16 protein-coding genes are annotated in these 17,871 nt (G+C 39.4%); 15 read left to right on the forward strand and 1 reads right to left on the reverse strand.

The features are described from left to right. Positions 1-57 precede the first annotated feature (57 nt). On the forward strand, positions 58-390 hold the full coding sequence (locus K0S23_RS01390) for a hypothetical protein (protein ID WP_300353227.1): 333 nt from the start codon (positions 58-60) through the stop codon (positions 388-390). Between the two features lie 101 nt (positions 391-491). Here the strand turns inward: K0S23_RS01390 and K0S23_RS01395 are convergent, their stop codons facing one another. Next, complete coding sequence (locus K0S23_RS01395; protein ID WP_300353229.1) at positions 492-4,382, reverse strand: choice-of-anchor tandem repeat GloVer-containing protein; 3,891 nt, start codon at positions 4,380-4,382, stop codon at positions 492-494. A gap of 164 nt (positions 4,383-4,546) precedes the next feature. On the opposite strand from K0S23_RS01395, the gene K0S23_RS01400 reads away from it, so the two are divergent. From K0S23_RS01400 to K0S23_RS01465, 14 genes are all read left to right on the forward strand, one after another. Further along, positions 4,547-4,927, forward strand: coding sequence for a hypothetical protein (locus K0S23_RS01400; RefSeq protein ID WP_300353232.1), 381 nt, complete (start codon positions 4,547-4,549; stop codon positions 4,925-4,927). A 186-nt stretch (positions 4,928-5,113) separates the two neighbouring features. Next, on the forward strand, positions 5,114-7,252 hold the full coding sequence (locus K0S23_RS01405; RefSeq protein WP_300353235.1) for a DUF4157 domain-containing protein: 2,139 nt from the start codon (positions 5,114-5,116) through the stop codon (positions 7,250-7,252). Positions 7,253-7,403: 151 nt separating this feature from the next. Further along, complete coding sequence (locus tag K0S23_RS01410; protein ID WP_300353237.1) at positions 7,404-8,183, forward strand: AraC family transcriptional regulator; 780 nt, start codon at positions 7,404-7,406, stop codon at positions 8,181-8,183. Between the two features lie 71 nt (positions 8,184-8,254). Then, positions 8,255-9,115: a VOC family protein gene (locus K0S23_RS01415; RefSeq protein WP_300353240.1), complete on the forward strand. Its 861-nt coding sequence runs from the start codon at positions 8,255-8,257 to the stop codon at positions 9,113-9,115. Positions 9,116-9,853: 738 nt separating this feature from the next. Beyond that, on the forward strand, positions 9,854-10,573 hold the full coding sequence (locus K0S23_RS01420) for an SIMPL domain-containing protein (protein WP_300353242.1): 720 nt from the start codon (positions 9,854-9,856) through the stop codon (positions 10,571-10,573). A 194-nt stretch (positions 10,574-10,767) separates the two neighbouring features. Beyond that, positions 10,768-11,298: a DUF4269 domain-containing protein gene (locus K0S23_RS01425; protein WP_300353245.1), complete on the forward strand. Its 531-nt coding sequence runs from the start codon at positions 10,768-10,770 to the stop codon at positions 11,296-11,298. 97 nt (positions 11,299-11,395) lie between these two features. Next, complete coding sequence (gene sigZ / locus K0S23_RS01430) at positions 11,396-11,944, forward strand: RNA polymerase sigma factor SigZ (RefSeq protein WP_300353248.1); 549 nt, start codon at positions 11,396-11,398, stop codon at positions 11,942-11,944. A gap of 80 nt (positions 11,945-12,024) precedes the next feature. Beyond that, complete coding sequence (locus K0S23_RS01435; protein WP_300353251.1) at positions 12,025-12,198, forward strand: hypothetical protein; 174 nt, start codon at positions 12,025-12,027, stop codon at positions 12,196-12,198. Between the two features lie 99 nt (positions 12,199-12,297). Continuing rightward, positions 12,298-13,668 carry an FAD-dependent oxidoreductase gene (locus K0S23_RS01440; RefSeq protein WP_300353255.1) on the forward strand — a complete coding sequence of 457 codons (1,371 nt, stop codon included), beginning with the start codon at positions 12,298-12,300 and terminating at the stop codon, positions 13,666-13,668. Next, entirely contained in the window at positions 13,661-14,776 is a 1,116-nt protein-coding gene (locus tag K0S23_RS01445) for an MFS transporter (RefSeq protein ID WP_300353258.1), read from the forward strand. Before K0S23_RS01440 ends, K0S23_RS01445 begins: the two co-directional genes overlap by 8 nt. 57 nt (positions 14,777-14,833) lie before the next feature. Beyond that, positions 14,834-15,043, forward strand: a complete 210-nt coding sequence (locus K0S23_RS01450; RefSeq protein WP_300353261.1) for a hypothetical protein — start codon at positions 14,834-14,836, stop codon at positions 15,041-15,043. 359 nt (positions 15,044-15,402) lie between these two features. Next, positions 15,403-16,779 (forward strand): glycosyltransferase family 39 protein, encoded by a 1,377-nt coding sequence (locus K0S23_RS01455; protein ID WP_300355345.1) that lies wholly within the window; start codon positions 15,403-15,405, stop codon positions 16,777-16,779. Between the two features lie 40 nt (positions 16,780-16,819). Continuing rightward, complete coding sequence (locus K0S23_RS01460; protein WP_300353264.1) at positions 16,820-17,209, forward strand: glyoxalase; 390 nt, start codon at positions 16,820-16,822, stop codon at positions 17,207-17,209. Between the two features lie 25 nt (positions 17,210-17,234). Next, complete coding sequence (locus K0S23_RS01465) at positions 17,235-17,777, forward strand: histidine phosphatase family protein (protein WP_300353267.1); 543 nt, start codon at positions 17,235-17,237, stop codon at positions 17,775-17,777. Positions 17,778-17,871: the final 94 nt, after the last annotated feature.

Raw genomic sequence — 17,871 nt, forward strand, 5'->3', positions numbered from 1 at the left:
AAGCGAATCCAATCGGATTCGCTTTTTTTACGACAAGTCAAAAAATATCCTATCAATATGGAACAAAGTGAATTTTTAGAAAAAAATGTATTCAACGGTTTGAAAAAACTGAATGATGGATTCGAAGGGGAAAACATCCCTTTCTTTTCCGAATCGGATTTCGAAATCGTTTTGGAAAGAGCTGAATATTTCGGAATTGGAATTTATGGAATTGAACCTTGGCTAAATGGTGAAATCTATGATGTGATTACACATGAAAATTTAAAGAAGAAAGCAACTGATCCCAAATGGTATCAAAAAGCATTTCAAACCTTTAAATCCCGCCAGCCTGGACTTTCCTATTCCGCAACATATAAAGTTTCGGCTAAACTTTTGGCAAGAGGGATTTAGAAACAAGCAAGAACGCTAACAACTCTTAAAGGAATGGTCGAAGGCGAATTTATCAAGGTATGAACTAATTTTCTGGACTTGATAAATTCGCCTTTTACTTTTTATTGACCCACTACGCTTATCTGCTTACGGTAAACCCCATTTCCGGAGCTAATTTCAAGTAAATAACTTCCGGATGAAATAATGGTATTGAATTGAGCCACAGTTTGATTTGAAATCTTCAGTTCGTCCTGTACTTTTTTACCGGTCATATCCCTTAATATGATGGTATAACCTCTTTCAGGCTGTAAACCTGAAATTTGGAAAATTCCTTTCGACGGATTTGGGTAAACAACTAAATTCAATTCTTCTACTAAATTGGAAACAGAAAGCATCGGATCAATCGTCGCCGTGTAATTTTCTGCTTCTAAATCTTCTAAGGTACCACCAGCATCTATTGAAACAGCATTTGAAACAGTTAAGCTGATGCTTCCCGGCAGGTTGGTAGTAAGGAAGCTAACTTGTCCGATGACTCCAAATCCTGAAACATTTAAATGATTTGTTCTGCATAAAGCTAAACTGTAATTTTCGTCATTTGCAGGAGAAACTCCCAAACGAATTGCGTCGCTGTTAACAGTTCCAATCCATGTTGCATCATTCATGCGAATTTGCAGACTCCCCGGAACAATTCCGCTTGCTGTATAATTCAGGTTGAAACCAATTCCGTACACGTCAAGAGATTGTGCTGCTGTTCCGGCTAAGATATCAATCGTTACAAATTGATTGGCACCAAACTCATTTGCGGAAGAACTAAAATAAATGCTTGCTTCTACATCCAGGTTTTGAGGATCCTCGTGAATGGGTTTTCCTGCATGGACTTGTCCGAAATTAGTATAAACAGCAAGTGTATCGGCAGCATCCACCATTCCGTCACCATTACAATCCGCATATGCCATATTCAGACCAATAGCAGTTCCTGCGTTGATTATTGAATCCCAGAATGGTGCAGCTTGTGCTTCCCATAAGTTGCTAACAGTATTTCTTGGGGAACCAACCTGGCCGTAATTTAATCCGATATTAAAGAAATCGTTTAGGTCAACTTCAAAATTGTTGTCTACATCTCCCGGCCATATTACCTGGCAGGTATCAATGAAAACTGTCAATGTATCTGTGTAAAAACACCCGGCTGCATTGAAACCCTTCACAACGACTTGCTGTTCAGCAGTAATAATAAATGGTTCGCCATCATCAATGGTATCGTTCCAAACATAACTCACAGCATCTCCTGAACCGAAGAACGTTGCGGGCGTCAGGTAACAAACGATTGTGTCGGCTCCTGCATGTACAACAGGAGTTATTGCAACGTGAACGGTATCTGTATTCGTACATCCCATTATATCTGTACCTGTTACTACGTATGTTTCATTTTCAGTTACAGCAAAGGCATTTCCATCAGTAATTCCAGCATTCCAGGTATAAGAAGCGGGAGTTCCGGCTGCTGTTAAGGTCGTTAGTGAATCATTACAAATATGCTGATCCAAACCTGCATCAATGATAGGAAGGGGTAAAATTGTGAGGATTAAAGAATCACTAATTACCTCACGACAACCATTCGAGACAATGCAATAGTAAGTACCGGAATCGGATAAAGAAACATTGGGAATCGACAAAGTCATTTCTGTTTGAGCAGAAAGAATCGTTGTATCTTTCATCCATTGGTATGAAAGTGAGTCTCCGGTTGCGGTGGCAGTGTAATCAAAAGTTGTTAGTAGACAGGCCTGAGCTGAATCAACTGCAGATGTTACAAAAATATCGTGACAAACGGAAGTATAGCCATAGTAATTATGAAGCCCTAATTCATTATTTGGATAGTAGTTATGTACCGACTCATATTGCCCGGTTGCCGGATCGATTTCGAAAAGACGTAAATCATAATTACTTGAGAATCCATAAATTTTTCCGTTTGTTCCCATGAAAACTTTTGCAGGATCTGATCCGCTAACAGCATCTTCGAATTCGAAAACGATTTGAATATCGTTCGTTGCCGGATTTAAAGAAATAATTGCTCCGTCACTGTTTTGTCCACCGCTGCGGAAGCTTGCGTATAAATATCCGTTGGGTCCCTCAACGAATGGTCCCATTGCATAGCTAACTAAATTTAGTTGATAGATTTCTTCAAAGGTATTGTTTGTTAGATCAAAAGAATAAATGTATCCGTCATCACCATTAACGTCACCTGGAGTTATCCCGTATAATTTTCCGTTTGAAGCTTGTGTTACTGCATGCTTGTTGGGAAATGCGTCATAATCTGTGAAACTGTGCAATAGGGTGTACGTTCCGGTTGTAACATCGAAACTGAACAACTTTCCGTAATCATTTGCACCGCCGTGATTTCCAATTCCGTAAATCAGCCCATCGTCTCCCACTGTTAATTCGACATCGGTACTAACCATGGTGTTCGTGTTGGTTTCAAAATTGTACACATTGGTATACGTGTTGGCACCGGGAACGTATTCCAGGATAAATCCCGTACCGTTGCTTCCCTGGTAATAAGTAGTATATAATTTTCCGTTAGGATGAAGTACAAAGCTTTTGTCAAGCGAATTCATTCCCGTATTTACAAAAGAAGTCCAGATATTGAAGTCTACCATGACCTCGAGGCTGTCGGTATCAATGTCATACCGGTAGATTGTGCCGTCATTATATTTTCCTCCGCTTCCAATTCCGTAGAGTTTACGATCTACTTGCACCAGATCAGATGTAGAACTACCTACTTGAGATTGAACACTGAATTTGACTTCAGGTCTTAACTGAGTTCCATATCCCTGATAAGAGAATAATGCACCGCCGTGGTAATCCGAATCCATCCTGGTAATTCCGTATAATCGATTGTCGGATGCTAATAATAAGCTGTTACAAAGGTACGATCCACAACCGTCATTCGTTTGCCCGATTCCACTGGCAAAATACGCCATTACCTGAATAAATGTGGTGTATTTACAGATAGAACCGGTTTGATACATGTTGCCGGTTACAGCGCTGGAATAAAATTGGATTTCTCCGAAAGCATTTTGTACCGGTGTTCCTCTCAATTCGGAAGAAGAAGTGATTAACTCCATTGTTCCATTTGAAATATCGTATTTGATCAATCGGTTTCTGGCAAGTCCGTATAATTTTCCGTCTGTGCTCGACTGAATAAATGACCCTTCCGGCACTGCTGTTGCATAAACCAAATCCATGATTTTCGTGTATGTGGAAGTTACAGGGTCAAATGAAAACATCACTCCGTAATTGGAAGCACCACCCGTTCGTGCAAATGCATACATAATACCGTTAGAAGCCTGGAACAAATCCCCTTGTGGGGTTGCACCGTTATTTGCACCGTCGAAATCCATCAACTTAGAAAAGGTACCTGTTGAAATATCGTAATTAAAAATCACCCCTTTGGAGTTTGATCCGCCTAAACTGGTCATTCCGTACAATTTTCCATCAGTACCCTGAATTAAACTTCCTTTCGGTTCTTCGCCATTTGCAGAACCAAAATCGAACAACTTTACGATGTCGTGTGTGGAAAGATCGTACTGGAAGATGACACCTTTATCGTTTGTGCCCCCATTTTTTGTCATTCCGTACAATTTTCCGTTTGAAGCTAAAACAAGGGAGCCACTTGGACATTTGCCATTCAAACTATCGAATGAATGTCTGATCTCATAAGCCTTTGTGTTGATATCGTATTCCCAAATCAGCCCATGGTCGTAATCCCCTCCTAATGAAGTCATCCCATAAAGTAAACCGGTTACAGGTTCAATAGGGTTTGCGTTGATTGAAGCACGTTCCTTATATTTCTTGATTGGTTTTATTTGGTGATTATTTCCCTGACCATCCGTTTTAACAATGCCCCCCAAGTTGTGCTCTGAGCCATAAGATGCTGTTAGATAAAAATCTACAGGAGCTTGGGCGTGAGCCATTGAAAAGGACAATAATAAAAGAAAAAGTAAGTTGATTTTTTTCATAATCCAGGTTTGATCAGATGTAATTAAAAGTGCTTGAATAAAAGCGGTGCTAAGTTAAGCAATTTAACGATCCGGTCTGCTTTAACTGTAAAATTCACCGATAGATGACCAAAGCAACTATCTTTGCAACAAAAAAGAAGAGATTATTCTCAAAAAGCAAACACATGATAGAATCAAACCTCACATTAGATATCATTACGGCAACTCTGCAAGGGGAAAAGTACGAAGGGCAAATTACCAAACAGCTCGAACACCTGGAAGAAGTAGAGTATGAGCATACCGATTCAGGGCTTTTGATCTTCATTGAGTACCGAAAAGAAGCAAAGGAATTTTGGTTAACAGATACGCAGCTGCACGAAACTTTTGGTGAATCGGAACCGGAATTGTCCAAATTTGAATTAATCAATGAGGAACTGAATATCCGGGCGGAAACATCCGTCCATTTCAAAAACGGGATCATTGAGCGCGTTGAAATCTGGAATACACTGGGAGATTACCCGGAGGAGGATTTGGAGAAGTGGGAACTAAGAAGCATTCAATCCTAATAGTAATCGGGATAAATGCAAATTCCGAATTATCGGAATCAAAAACAACAGTTTTGAAATTTGAAGCAGAGACTTGTTCTCTGCTTTTTTGTTGCTAGCGGATAGATCAGGATTAAATAATCGTATATTAGTCCAATAAATTCTTTATAAAAGAGAATTAAACTGCACTATTCCGACATATAACCGATGACTATTCGTACTGAAAAACCACAACCGGAAAAAAGACCTTCAGAAATAAATGAAATTTCTCAAAAGGAACGAGGTGGTAAGCATACGCTTCAATTTTTAGATAATAGGCCTGAAGCAACAACTCAACGCAAATTACAAGAGATAGCGAACAATAGTTCACAAGTAAAACATATAGCTCAATTACAGGAAATAGCAAGTAATAATTCCGCTCAAAATCAACACCCGATTCAGAAAAAGGAAAACAACACAGGTTTACCGGATAATTTAAAATCCGGTGTAGAAAACCTTTCCGGTTATTCCATGGATGATGTAAAGGTTCATTATAACTCGGGTAAACCAGCTCAATTACAGGCACATGCTTATGCGCAAGGTTCCGACATTCATTTAGGCCCCGGACAAGAAAAACATCTTCCTCATGAAGCATGGCACGTGGTGCAACAGAAACAAGGCATAGTAAGACCAACCTTACAAATGAAGAGTGAAGTCGCTATTAACGATGATGCCGGTTTGGAAACTGAAGCAGATGTAATGGGAGCAAAAGCATTGCAATTTGATTCTAGCACCTCTTTACAACTTAAACGGATTCCAGTTTCCGGGAATAATCAGGTTTTACAACGGGTCATATATGTAAAAAAAGCAGACATTGTTAGCTGTAGAGATGATGAACGTTTAAGGTCGGGTGAAACAAAAGTTGAGCGCACAGATTATCAGAAGTATTTATTTAAAGAATTATTTAAGGATAAAGCCAAATCCATAGCCCCGACCGTTGAGGGAACTGCTGCCGAATCTTCATCAGAAGACCCAAATAGAATCGATTTAACCAGCAAACTCATTTACCGTGGAATGAGTGCTAACAATGTGGCTAATAGAGATGATGTTAATAAACCCTCCGTTTTCACCGTTCAAAACCCCGATGGAGGGGCTTCCGAAGTAAACCATATTGTAAATGATGATCCGGATTCACCATACTTGTCATTCGAAGCGAATGGATTAGGTATTAGTGCCGGAAAATACGCACATAAACCCGTAGATAAGGACAACCAATCTCTTGGGGTTTCCACCGATGAGAATGGCTTTTTAAAACAAGAAAAATCATACACCCAGGATAATATAGGTGATAAATATGCAGGTAAAAAAAGAATCGGTGTTGTAGCCGGTATTTTTAAGAAGTCTGCGCATTTGGACCTATCGACAGCAGAAAATGCCAAAAGAGTACTTAATCCTGATGATTCAAAAAACAAAGATAAGGTGAAAGCCGTGGATCTGGCCGTTGCAGATAAAGAAATACTGGTAAAACCGGGGCCTAATGGTATTGTAAAGGGAGATGTACCATTTTATGCTAAGGTGGAAACAATCACAGAACAAGAATTTATTGATAATCTGGACAATCAAACGCCAACCATGGCACTAGGCTATCACAAGCCTTCCTACTACAAAATTCAAATAGATACAACTAAAAGTAAAGCCACCTTTCACTTTCAATTTAAGCTTGATGACAAATACCAAAACGGTGGGGGAACAATAGCAACCATCCCTGACCTGAAAATAAATAAAGGGCTATTTTCGCTATCTACTGAAGAACAGGATAAGGTGAGAGATGAAATGCCTAAAAAGCATATCGCACTACGGGCAATAAATTCAGAGTTGGATACGCAATTAGATCTAATTGCCAACCAACCACCACCGGATGTCGCTAATCTTAAGGAAGTGGTAGGACCGGATTTACACAATGGATTACAGGAAATTGCTATATGGTTTGAAGATTTCGAAACCAGTAAAATTCCAAAGGTTGATGAATTAAAGAATTTCAATACCCTGCTCGAAACGGTCAAAGGAAAATCTACAGACTTCTGGAACAAGATACTTACTCTAGCAGAACTACCCCAAATAGAAACCACATTGACACCAATAGAAACTTTCTTGAAAGATTCTATTGGTAAAGGGGTAGTGGAAGATAAAGACGCATTAAAAATTACCGCAAAAGAACATCTTACACAGTACAATAGTCAATTGAAGAATTTCAATAAAATAAAAAGTCCTAAAAACAGCAATGTTCCTCAAATTGCAGATGTCAAAAACAGGTTTGATGCCACAATGGTTCTTTTCAGAAAATTAAACGAATTACTAAATAAATAATCTGTTTGTTCATATGAGCCATGGTAGTGTCAATTCGGAATTGGAAATTTAGATGCGTAGCTGATGAGTTAACCGAACTTACACACGAAAAAGTAAAGACTTTTAAAAGTTTTTGAACTACATTTAATAGCAAGATCATTAGTAGAACAGGATGCAACACCGCTATGAAATACCTCATGAACAATTAACGGAATATGTAAGAACCATTCTGATCATAGAGGGTTTTTCCACACCAGATTCGAATAAACTTCCTGTTTTTACCAATGGCATGACCTTACTTTTCTGCAAAACAGGAAAGAGTAATGCGGGTCATGAAGAGATCCATCAATTGAGTCTCTATGGTAAAGCTCCGTCTGACATTTGGAAAGTAAATGAGCAAAGCACCATCATCGCTTATTTCTTCAGACCCTTTGTTCTAAGTTGTTTATTCAACATTTCTGCCGATAAATTATCCGAAAAACAGCTTGATCTCGGCACCTGGAATCCTCAAATAAATTTGGCACTGAAAACTCAGATAGCCGATGCGGTAGAGACATCGCGAAAAATAGAAATACTGGACAATTTACTCCTGCAGCAACTTCATACTAACCAGCAAACGTGCAGAATCATTCAATATGCCACCGATCAGATGATGACGAATCCGGGGAAAGAAATCATAGCTGAACTGCTTAAAACATTAAATCTCAATGAACGAGCTTTTCAACGGATCTTTAAGAAATATGTAGGAATAAGCCCGACACATTATAGACGGATCTGCCAGTTCCAACAATCATTCGGGCAGCTTCGGGAAAAACAATTTAATAAAATATCCGAAGTGGCTTATGACAATGACTTCGCAGATCAAAGTCATTTTATCCGTTCTTTCAGGGAGTTTACTCAAATTACCCCGAAGGATTACCTGAAAACGGGCTTGAAGAACAAAAAAGAGTAGTGTCGGTTTTATTCTATTTTTCCAGGATGGCCTCCGATACATTTGTTATAACTAATTAAATAAGATTCAATATGATGAAACAAATTACACCCTGTCTTTGGTTTGATCCCGAAAAATTGGGAGCGAAAGAAGCCGCTGACTTGTATTGCTCCGTTTTCGAAAACTCGAAAATCACGGCACAATCTCCAATAGTTACTGAGATCGAAGTATCCGGATACCGATTCGTTCTTTTGGACGGCGGACCGATGTATCAGCCAAATTCTTCGATCTCCTTTTTTTATATCTGTGAAAATGAAGAGGAACTCAACCGTATTTGGAATGCTTTCAGGGAAGAAGGCAAGATACTCATGCCATTGGATAACTATCCCTGGAGTGAGAAATACGGCTGGATTACAGACAAGTTCGGTGTTTCATGGCAGTTGGCTCTGGGTAAAATAAGTGATACGGGACAGAAAATCACTCCGTGCCTGACATTTACAGGTAAGCAATACGGTCGGGTAGATGAAGCAATTGCTCATTATACCTCCGTTTTCAAACAGGTTAGCGTAGATGGAATACTTCGCTACGGGGCAAATGAATCGCCGGATAAGGAAGGAATGGTAAAGCATGCACAAATTGCAATTGACGGTCAGAAAATGATGCTGATGGAGAGCGCTGCTGAGCACCAATTTACCTTTACGGAAGGAGTGTCTTTTACAATCTATTGTGAAACACAGGAAGAGATCGATTATTATTGGAGCAAATTGACTGAAAGCGGAGCAGAAAGTATGTGCGGCTGGCTGAAAGATAAATTTGGCGTGTCGTGGCAAATCATTCCGACGATGCTTGGAAAAATCATGAGTGATCCTGCTAAAGCCGGTAAAGCAGCACAGGCATTCATGTCAATGAAAAAATTGAACATTGAACAGATCGTCCAGGCATCTATTTCTTAAAACTATTAAATTTTGATGTTGAAAAGTGATCTGTCATAAACAGATCGCTTTTTTTAGTTTTGCGCTATGAAAGAAAGTATCTATAAATTCAAGTTTAACAGGGTTCTTCTCAAGTCTATTAGCGTTTGGATTTGTTTAGCGGTACAAGCGTGTCTTTCTTTTTTGATCATTTATAATGAGGGTACAATTATCACTTTGATCTTATTAAACCTAATTTTTTCCACTCTTTCAATTCCCGGTATTATTTTGCATCTTAATTATCTGAAACATACGAGTGATAAATTGTTGATAGTAAGGTATAATAGCATCTCGTTTATTGACGGTGATAAAGAAACCATATTAAATTCATTTGACATTAATACAGTAATTCTTCATGAAAGTCCTTCAGGTTCGAAATTCCCTTGGTGGGATTATAGTTGGTTTGAGCTAATTGATAAAGAAGGTCAGAGTATAAAGATAAGTTGTTACCTTCTAGACATAAGTGATTTTTGGCGAAATTCTCTTACTCGGAGGGTTAACTCGAACAATTTGAAGAGAGAACAAAGCCTTTTTCCAATGATTAAATAATCTGCTAAGAAAGGAACAAGTCTTGTCATTAAGTAACAATCGTAATCACTTTTTAATTTATCCTGAAAATGAATAGGATACAATTATTCTGGTTCCAAGTTGTGATCTTTAATCCGAATTGGCACAACTCTTGCTTCATGCACCATACATAATTAAACAAACACATCGATCATGAAAAAGCTTCTTTTATTATTGGTTCTTGCATCAGGAACCCTATTCGGGCAGACAGACCAGCAGACTTCAAAAGCTACAGTTACGGTAAACGGAACAGCTAAAGTTTTTGTTACTCCGGATATGACGGAGCTGAACATTCATGTTTCATCAATCAAAATGAACATGGGGGACGCAACTAAAGCAATCGGTGATCAGACTCAGAGCTATTTAAAAATACTCAAGCAGCTTGGTTTCCAGGAATCGGATGTGAAAACAACCAATTTCTCCGCATCAAAAAACAGGATTTATCGTGAAAACGGACCAAAAGACAGCGGGTATGTGGTTTCCCAAAACCTGACAGTGAAATTCGGGTACAACCAAACGACTTTACAAAAAATAGTTGCACGTTTCTCGGAAGCAAAAGATCCGGTTGATTTCAATATCGGTTTTTATATCTCCGATGCATTGCGCGATAAGACAGAAGCAGAACTTCAGGCAAAAGCGGTAACAGACGCACGTAAGAAAGCATCCAACCTGACTTCAGCTGCCGGTGTGAAGATGGGCGGTGTGAAAGCGATCCTTTACGGAAGCAGCGATGCTCCGGGACCAATGTATTACAAATCAGACATGCGGATGTTTGCAAATACGGAAATGGCCGCTGATGGTGCGGATCTCAGCTTTGCGCCGCAGGAAGTGGAATTACAGGAAATAGTGACTGTGGTTTGGTTTATTGAGTAAGAGGAAGCATTGCTTCCGATAACAAGTCATAGCGGGAGATAAAAATTCACGAAGCGGATTTAAATAGAATAAGAATTGAAAGCGATTTGTCCACCACGGCGGGCAGGTCGCTTTTTGCTTGAGTATCATTGACAAAAAAAGTATTTTTACAAGAATGAAGAACGCGACCAATACGATGAAAAGCAAGCAGTAATATGAATTTTGACAACATAGAATATTTGCGGGATGGCAACAAGCGGCAACGGCAAGCGTATTCTGCATTGACGAACCATCAAATTTTGTCAAAACTCAAGCGTTTTGACCCTATTCTTGTCGGGACAATCCCAATTAACATTGACATAGAGAGCAGCGACCTTGATATTATCTGCTGTTTCGAAGACAAACAAGACTTCATTAAAACAATCACTGACAGTTTCGGGAACGAAAAACAAATCACTATCAGGGAGCAACAAAACTCAGAAAGCTTAGCTATTGTTGCCAATTTTGTTGTGGACGGTTTTGAAATTGAAATTTTCGGACAAAGCATTCCAACAAAACAACAATTTGCCTACAGACATCTGATAATTGAATATAACTTGTTAAATCAATACGGTGAGAAATTCAGGCAACAGATTATTGAACTTAAACAGCAGGGACACAAGACAGAACCGGCATTTGGACTAGCACTAGGTCTGAAAGGAGATCCATATACCGAACTGCTAAAATTTGAGGGTAATTTCAATTGAAGCAGTACAAACTGAAATACAATCAGGCTATCCTGCAACTGCGTCTTTTTAGAATACCCGACGTCTTACAGTTGGACAAGTAACTTTACATACGGAAATGACGAAAGACATAACAACTATTTGGGCCGAATTTAGCCGGGAATTGAAAGCATTTATTCAAAATAAAACACGTAATTCTGCTGATACAGACGATATTTTACAAGATGTTTTTATTAAAATCATTCATAACCTGGATAAGGTCAATCAGTCCGAAAACCTGCGACTTTATTTATACGGTATTGTAAGAAATACGGTTTACGACTATTTTAAGAAGCAAAAAACTGTTTTGGATTCATCCGGTGAGGCGGAAGTGTTTACAGAAGACGAATCCAGGGACTTAAATACGACAGTTGCAGAATGCTGTATCAAACCCTTTATTGACAAACTTCCTCAACATTATCGCGAAGCCCTGCTCATTTCAGAAATACAGGATATTTCCCAAAAGGAATTAGCAGAAAAGCTGGGTATTTCTTACTCGGGAGCAAAATCGAGAGTTCAGCGCGGAAAGGAAAAACTCAAAAAACTGCTCCTGGAATGCTGCTCATACAAGAGCGATGTGTACGGTAACATAATCAACACTGAAAACGACTCCTGCGGGTGCTCTTAAATTTTATTGCGTCTATTTTATAAAACCAATGTCTTACGATTACGGTTAATAGTGACCGCAATGTATCAATCGTTTGACATATGAGAAAAACAGTAATTGTTGCCCTGGCAGCTATTGGTTCATCTCTTGCTTTATACGCAGGAATGAATCAGCCGCAAGGCAATGCTAAAAAACCTCAGACCGAATGCTGTGACAAAACAGAATGTTGCCCTGTGGTCAATCCTGAAGAATGTTGCGAATCAGGTTGTGAGTAAAGCTGTGAAGCGGGTCGAAAGATCCGCTTTTTTTTTGCGTCTTTTTCAGCCACAAACGGTGATACTATCAAAGCTGATGAAAATGGAAACCTCCTTTTTATGACAGTACAAATTAGTAAGCTGATAAATACAAAAGCAATGAAGACAAAATCAAATTTACCGGTAGCCGTGATCGGTGCAGGCCCCGTAGGAATGGCAGCAGCAGTTCATTTAGCCAAAAGAAACATTCCGTTCATACTTTTTGAAGCCGGAAAAGATGTTGGCAGTAGCGTGGCATCATGGGAGCACGTAAACGTATTTTCTCCCTGGAAATATAACGTTGACAAAGTAGCCAAAGAGTTTTTACTGGAAACCGGTTGGCAAATGCCGGATGAAGACAAAATACACAGTGGACAAGAATTTATCAAGCTGTATTTGAAGCCGCTTGCAAATTTACCACAGTTAAAATCCTTTATTCATACACAAAGCAGGGTGATAGCAGTAGGTCGAAAAGCAATGGATAAAATGAAGGATAAAGATCGCTGGAACACACCTTTTCTGCTGCGTGTAGAACAAAGCGGGACAATAAACAGTATTGAAGCCCGGGCAGTGATAGATACCTCTGGCTCTTGGCTTTCACCCAATCCTGTTGGTTCCGGCGGAATGTTTGCTGCAGGTGAGATGGAAAATTCGGAATACATCTACTATGGCATTCCCGATGTATTGGGAAAATCCAAAATGCGTTATGCGAACAAAAAAATAGCAGTGGTTGGAGCAGGACACTCTGCGATCAACACCATTTTGGAATTGGAAAAATTAAAACAGGAATTCCCGCAAACCGAAATTAATTGGATACTTCGTAAACAAAGCATCAGTGATGTATATGGAGGGAAAGAAGACGATGCCTTAGAAGCAAGAGGTGCGTTAGGGATTAAAATAGAAGCATTGGTAAACGAAGAAAGGATCAATGTGTATACACCTTTTCAAATTACCGGAATAAAAAGGATAAGCAGTCAATTGTCATTGATTGGCGAGCAGTTTGGTAAGATAGCGCAACTACCAGGAATCGACGAAATTATCGCAAACACAGGTTCACGTCCAGATTTTTCATTCCTTAGAGAAATACGCCTGGGCATCAGTCCATCGGTGGAGTCGGTTGAAGTATTGGCTGACCTGATAGATCCGAACATCCATAGCTGCGGATCAGTGCGGCCACACGGAGAATTGGAATTGCAGCATCCCGAAAAAGATTTCTACATAGCGGGCAGTAAGAGTTATGGAAGAGCACCGACATTTTTAATGGCTACAGGCTACGAACAGGTCCGTTCGATTGCAGCTGCACTTGCAGGAGATATCGAGGCTGCAAGGATAGTAGAACTGGACTTGCCCGAAACAGGTGTGTGTAATACAGGTAAAGGAGGAACTCAAAATACGTGCTGTAGTGTAAGCAATGATTCACAAGCTGAGGAAACTGCCGCCTGTTGTGGATAACCGGCAGACAGTTTTCCGGAATGTATTTCTCTCAGCTGCTATCCTTGCGATTGCCAATATGGGGGATGCATTTTTGTATGCGTGGCTGCCGACACATTTTCAGGAAGCAGGAATCACACCGTTTGCAGTTGGTGCTGTTCTATCTGTGAACCGGCTTACCCGGTTGTTTATGAATGCCCGGGTAGCCAGGTTTTTGAGCAGCAGAGGAATCAAAATGGCGACATTTACCGCGGTCATAGCTGCATCATTCGCTACTTTTTCCTACGGCTGGATGAGTGCCATACCACTTTGGATTTTGACACGGGTATTATGGGGGATTTGCTTTTCTACGTTAAGATTGGGAAGTACGCTTTATGCCCTGGAATATCCAAAAAGAGGAATGGCTCTGGGTTTGAGCAGGGGGCTAATTGAATTGGGACCTGTGGTCGCTCTTGTGGTTGGCCCCTTATTACTTGAATCTTTCGGACGGGGAATTACTTTTTTTGTTTTTGGTTTAGTGGGTTTAGCTGGTGGAACAATGGTCTTGTTTTTATCCGACATCAAAACCAGGGCCGTTACAAAGAAGGAATTGAAACTTTCTTCCCCTTCGCCATTCAACCTGCTAACACTTTCTAATGCATTTATTACAGAAGGTGTTTTAGTGGTTCTTGTAGGAAAGATTACGCACAATAGAGTTTTTCTCTCGTGGGAAGGCTTGGTCCTTACCGGTTTTTTATTGAGCTATCGCAGAATTTCTTTCGTGATCTTTTCGCCGCTGGCAGGTTGGTTGGCAGATAAATGGGGATTTCAAAAACTATTTTTTAATATTAGTATTTTAACCTCTGTTTCTCTTGTCCTGATCCTCTTTGGAGCAGATGTAATAGGAATCGTTGTAGCATTTACATTTAGCGCGATGAATGCTTCGATATGCACAGGAGGAGCAATAAGTGCGAATAACCTGCTGATTAAAGAAATTTCTGATAACGCAACATGGAGAGACATCGGTACAGCTGCAGGAGCTTTTGCGGGAGCAGCATTACTATCAGTTTCTGATTTACAACCTTATTTCATTGCCTTGTTCCTGGTGTATGCTGTTTCGCTTATCCGTTATTATTACAAAACGAAATAAAGCTGCGTCTTTTTCTCACTTTAGCTATCATACATACAAACAGTAAATCAAATTAACATGGAAACACAAACAATTCAGATCCTGGAAAAATCAAAAATTACGAAACCCGTAAAAAGTGAAAATGCAACAACAGCTTGCTGTGGTGGGACACCTGTGAACAATGAAAATGCGTGCTGTAAACTGGACGAAGAAAAAAAAGCCGAAGGTGAAAGCGGTTGTGGCTGTAATACCCCGGCGATGGAAAAGGAAAGTTCAAATTGCTGTTGAATAGAATGGCCCGGTTTAGAAAAGCGATTTGTCCCGTCATGGCAGATCGCTTTTGGTTTTGAGTTGTTGCGGGAGAGATGTGGTGTTAAAAGTAATGCGTAATATTAGCACGGAAAAAGAGCAGAAAAAACTCAAGCTGCTTTTCAGAAACTTCACATGGCAGCTAAGGTAGTTGCAATGGTGAATGACTGGTTCTGCATATGACATACTATTCACTCATGAACAGACAGACTAAACTAATTATTCTCGTATTCTGCATTATCAAACTGACACTTCATTTAATAGCAGATAGTCATTCGGGCTTTCAAGGCGACGAATTATTGCACATTGAAACAGGAAAGCATTTGGCATTCGGATATATGGAATTCCCGCCATTGATTGGACTTCTTGCATTTATCCAAAACTTATTTGCAGGCAATTCCGTGTATTTGCATCATGTCTTTTCACACCTGGCAAGTTTGTTAATCATCATTTATGCTGCCAAAATAACCATTGAATTGGGCGGCAAGAAAGCCGCAGTTATTCTCGTTCTGCTCGCTATAATCATAGCACCGGGTTTTGGTCGCTCCCAACAACTATTTCAACCTGTTGTATTTAGTCAATTATTTTGGCTGCTGGGTTTTTATCAGCTGATGCGATTTGTTAAATATCTTGACAAGAAAAGTTTATGGTACCTGACATTATTTGCTGTTCTTGGCATTTCTGTTAAATACGACGCTGTTTTTTTTCTGTTCGGTTTGTCCTCGCTGCTCCTTTTTAAAGAAACACGACAAGCATTGATCCAACATCGCTTTTGGCAAAATATACTCGTGGCTATTATAGTTGTATTACCAAACCTGATTTGGCAGTATTCAAACGACTATCCCGTATTGCAAATGTTTAGCCGGCTATATGAAAAGCATTTAGATCAGCTTTCCCGTATTGAAACCCTCGTAAATCTCCTCATCAGTGTGAACCCATTAATGACACTATTAATAATTATTCCTGCATTCATTTACTTTTTCAAAAGGGCGAATCAGAAAAACCTTCCGTTAACGGTATCGATACTGCTTTCTGCTGTTTTTTTATCCTTGAGTAATGGCAAAGCTTATTATTTCTATCCTATTATCTTGACAATTTTGCCATTTGGTGCTTTATTTTGGGAGCAAATGGTTTTTTCAAAGAAAAGATGGCTGAGATATCCTGTTGCTTTTTTATTGGTAGCGGGTATAATACTCATTCCATTCGGCATGCCTGTTTACTCTTTTGATAAATACCTGGATAGAGTGTATAAGTATGAGGAGAAAGAGATAGAAGGAGGTAAGTATGCAGTAAGATATGACGAATATTACACCAAAGAAAAATGGGAGAAAACCATGCAGCTTTTGAAAACCGTCTGCGACAGTTTGCCGGAAAAAGAAAAAGAACATACCTTGATATGGGGAAAACACTATGGACAGGCAGGAGCAGTAAACCTGATCGGTAAGGATTATCATTTGCCAAAGGCGTTTTCTTATCACGGAAGTTTTTACACCTGGACACCGAATGGTGAAATGCCAAATACGGTTATTGCTTTAAGTTACAGAGTTGGCGACTTTTTTAATCCTTATTTTGGAGAAGTAATTTTGCTTAGAGAAATTTACAATCCGTATGCAGATACTGAAGAAGAACTTTATCAAAGAATATATCTTTGTAAGAAACCAAGACAAAACTTTACCGAAATGAAAGAATTGTTTAGACACCGAATTTTTGAATAGCTTAAAGATTATACCGTATAAAACCGCGAACTGAAGCAATATGAACAAAATTGACCCGATAATAGCAGTAAAGGATGTAAATCTTAGCGCAGCATGGTATCAATCAGTATTCGAATGTAAAAGAAAACACGGCGGATCTGATTTTGCGGTGCTTGAAGATGAAAATAATGAGATCCTCATTTGCCTGCATAAATGGGGTGAACACGCACATCCGACAATGGTGAATCCAACGATCACAGCAGGAAACGGATTGATTTTGTATTATAAAACAGACAATTTGGTAGCAATACGACAAAACATTGAAAAAATGCGCTACCCGGTTGAAGAAGAGATTCACTTAAACCCCAATTCAATGAAAAAGGAATTTTCACTGCGGGACTTAGACGGTTACTACTGGACAATAAGCGAATATCATACCTATGAGGGATAAAACTGAATTTAAATAAACTTATAAAATGAGAATAGGTTTAGTCAGGCATTTTAAGGTAAATCACCCTTTTCCTGAAAAGAGATTGCTTACCAAATCAGACGTCATTAGCTGGTTTGCCGATTATGACAGCACACCTGACATCGAATATAAAAAGGTTGATCTGTCAAACATACAATGGAAATACTGTTATTCAAGTCCGATGCTCAGAGCAGTCAACACGGCAAATCATATTTTTGAAGGTCAAATCACAGAAATTCCGGAACTCAAAGAATTGGATATTCTACATCGTTTATCCGACAAGTGGAAATTGCCATTTCTGGCCTGGGGGCTCATTGTCCGTATGAAATCATTTTCCTCTAACAAGGATACGGCTGCATTTAAAAATGAAATTATTGCTTTCGTGGACAAGATAATTGCAGGGAATGAAAGTGATGTGCTGATAGTCAGCCATTGGTTTGTCATGCGGGTTATAAGACAGGAACTAATTAAAAGAAGATTTACCGGCAAAAGTTTTAAATCCAATGAATATGGGACACTGTATGTTTTTGAACGTTCGGATAAATTATAAAAAGTCAGGCGGCTTTTATAAGTGTGATGGTTCTCAGCAGCAGCAATATACTCATTTGATTAGAAATGCTGTAATTTAGGATCTAATGAGTTTC

This window comes from Fluviicola sp. (assembly GCF_029266855.1).
In the GTDB taxonomy this organism is placed as follows: domain Bacteria; phylum Bacteroidota; class Bacteroidia; order Flavobacteriales_D; family Crocinitomicaceae; genus Fluviicola.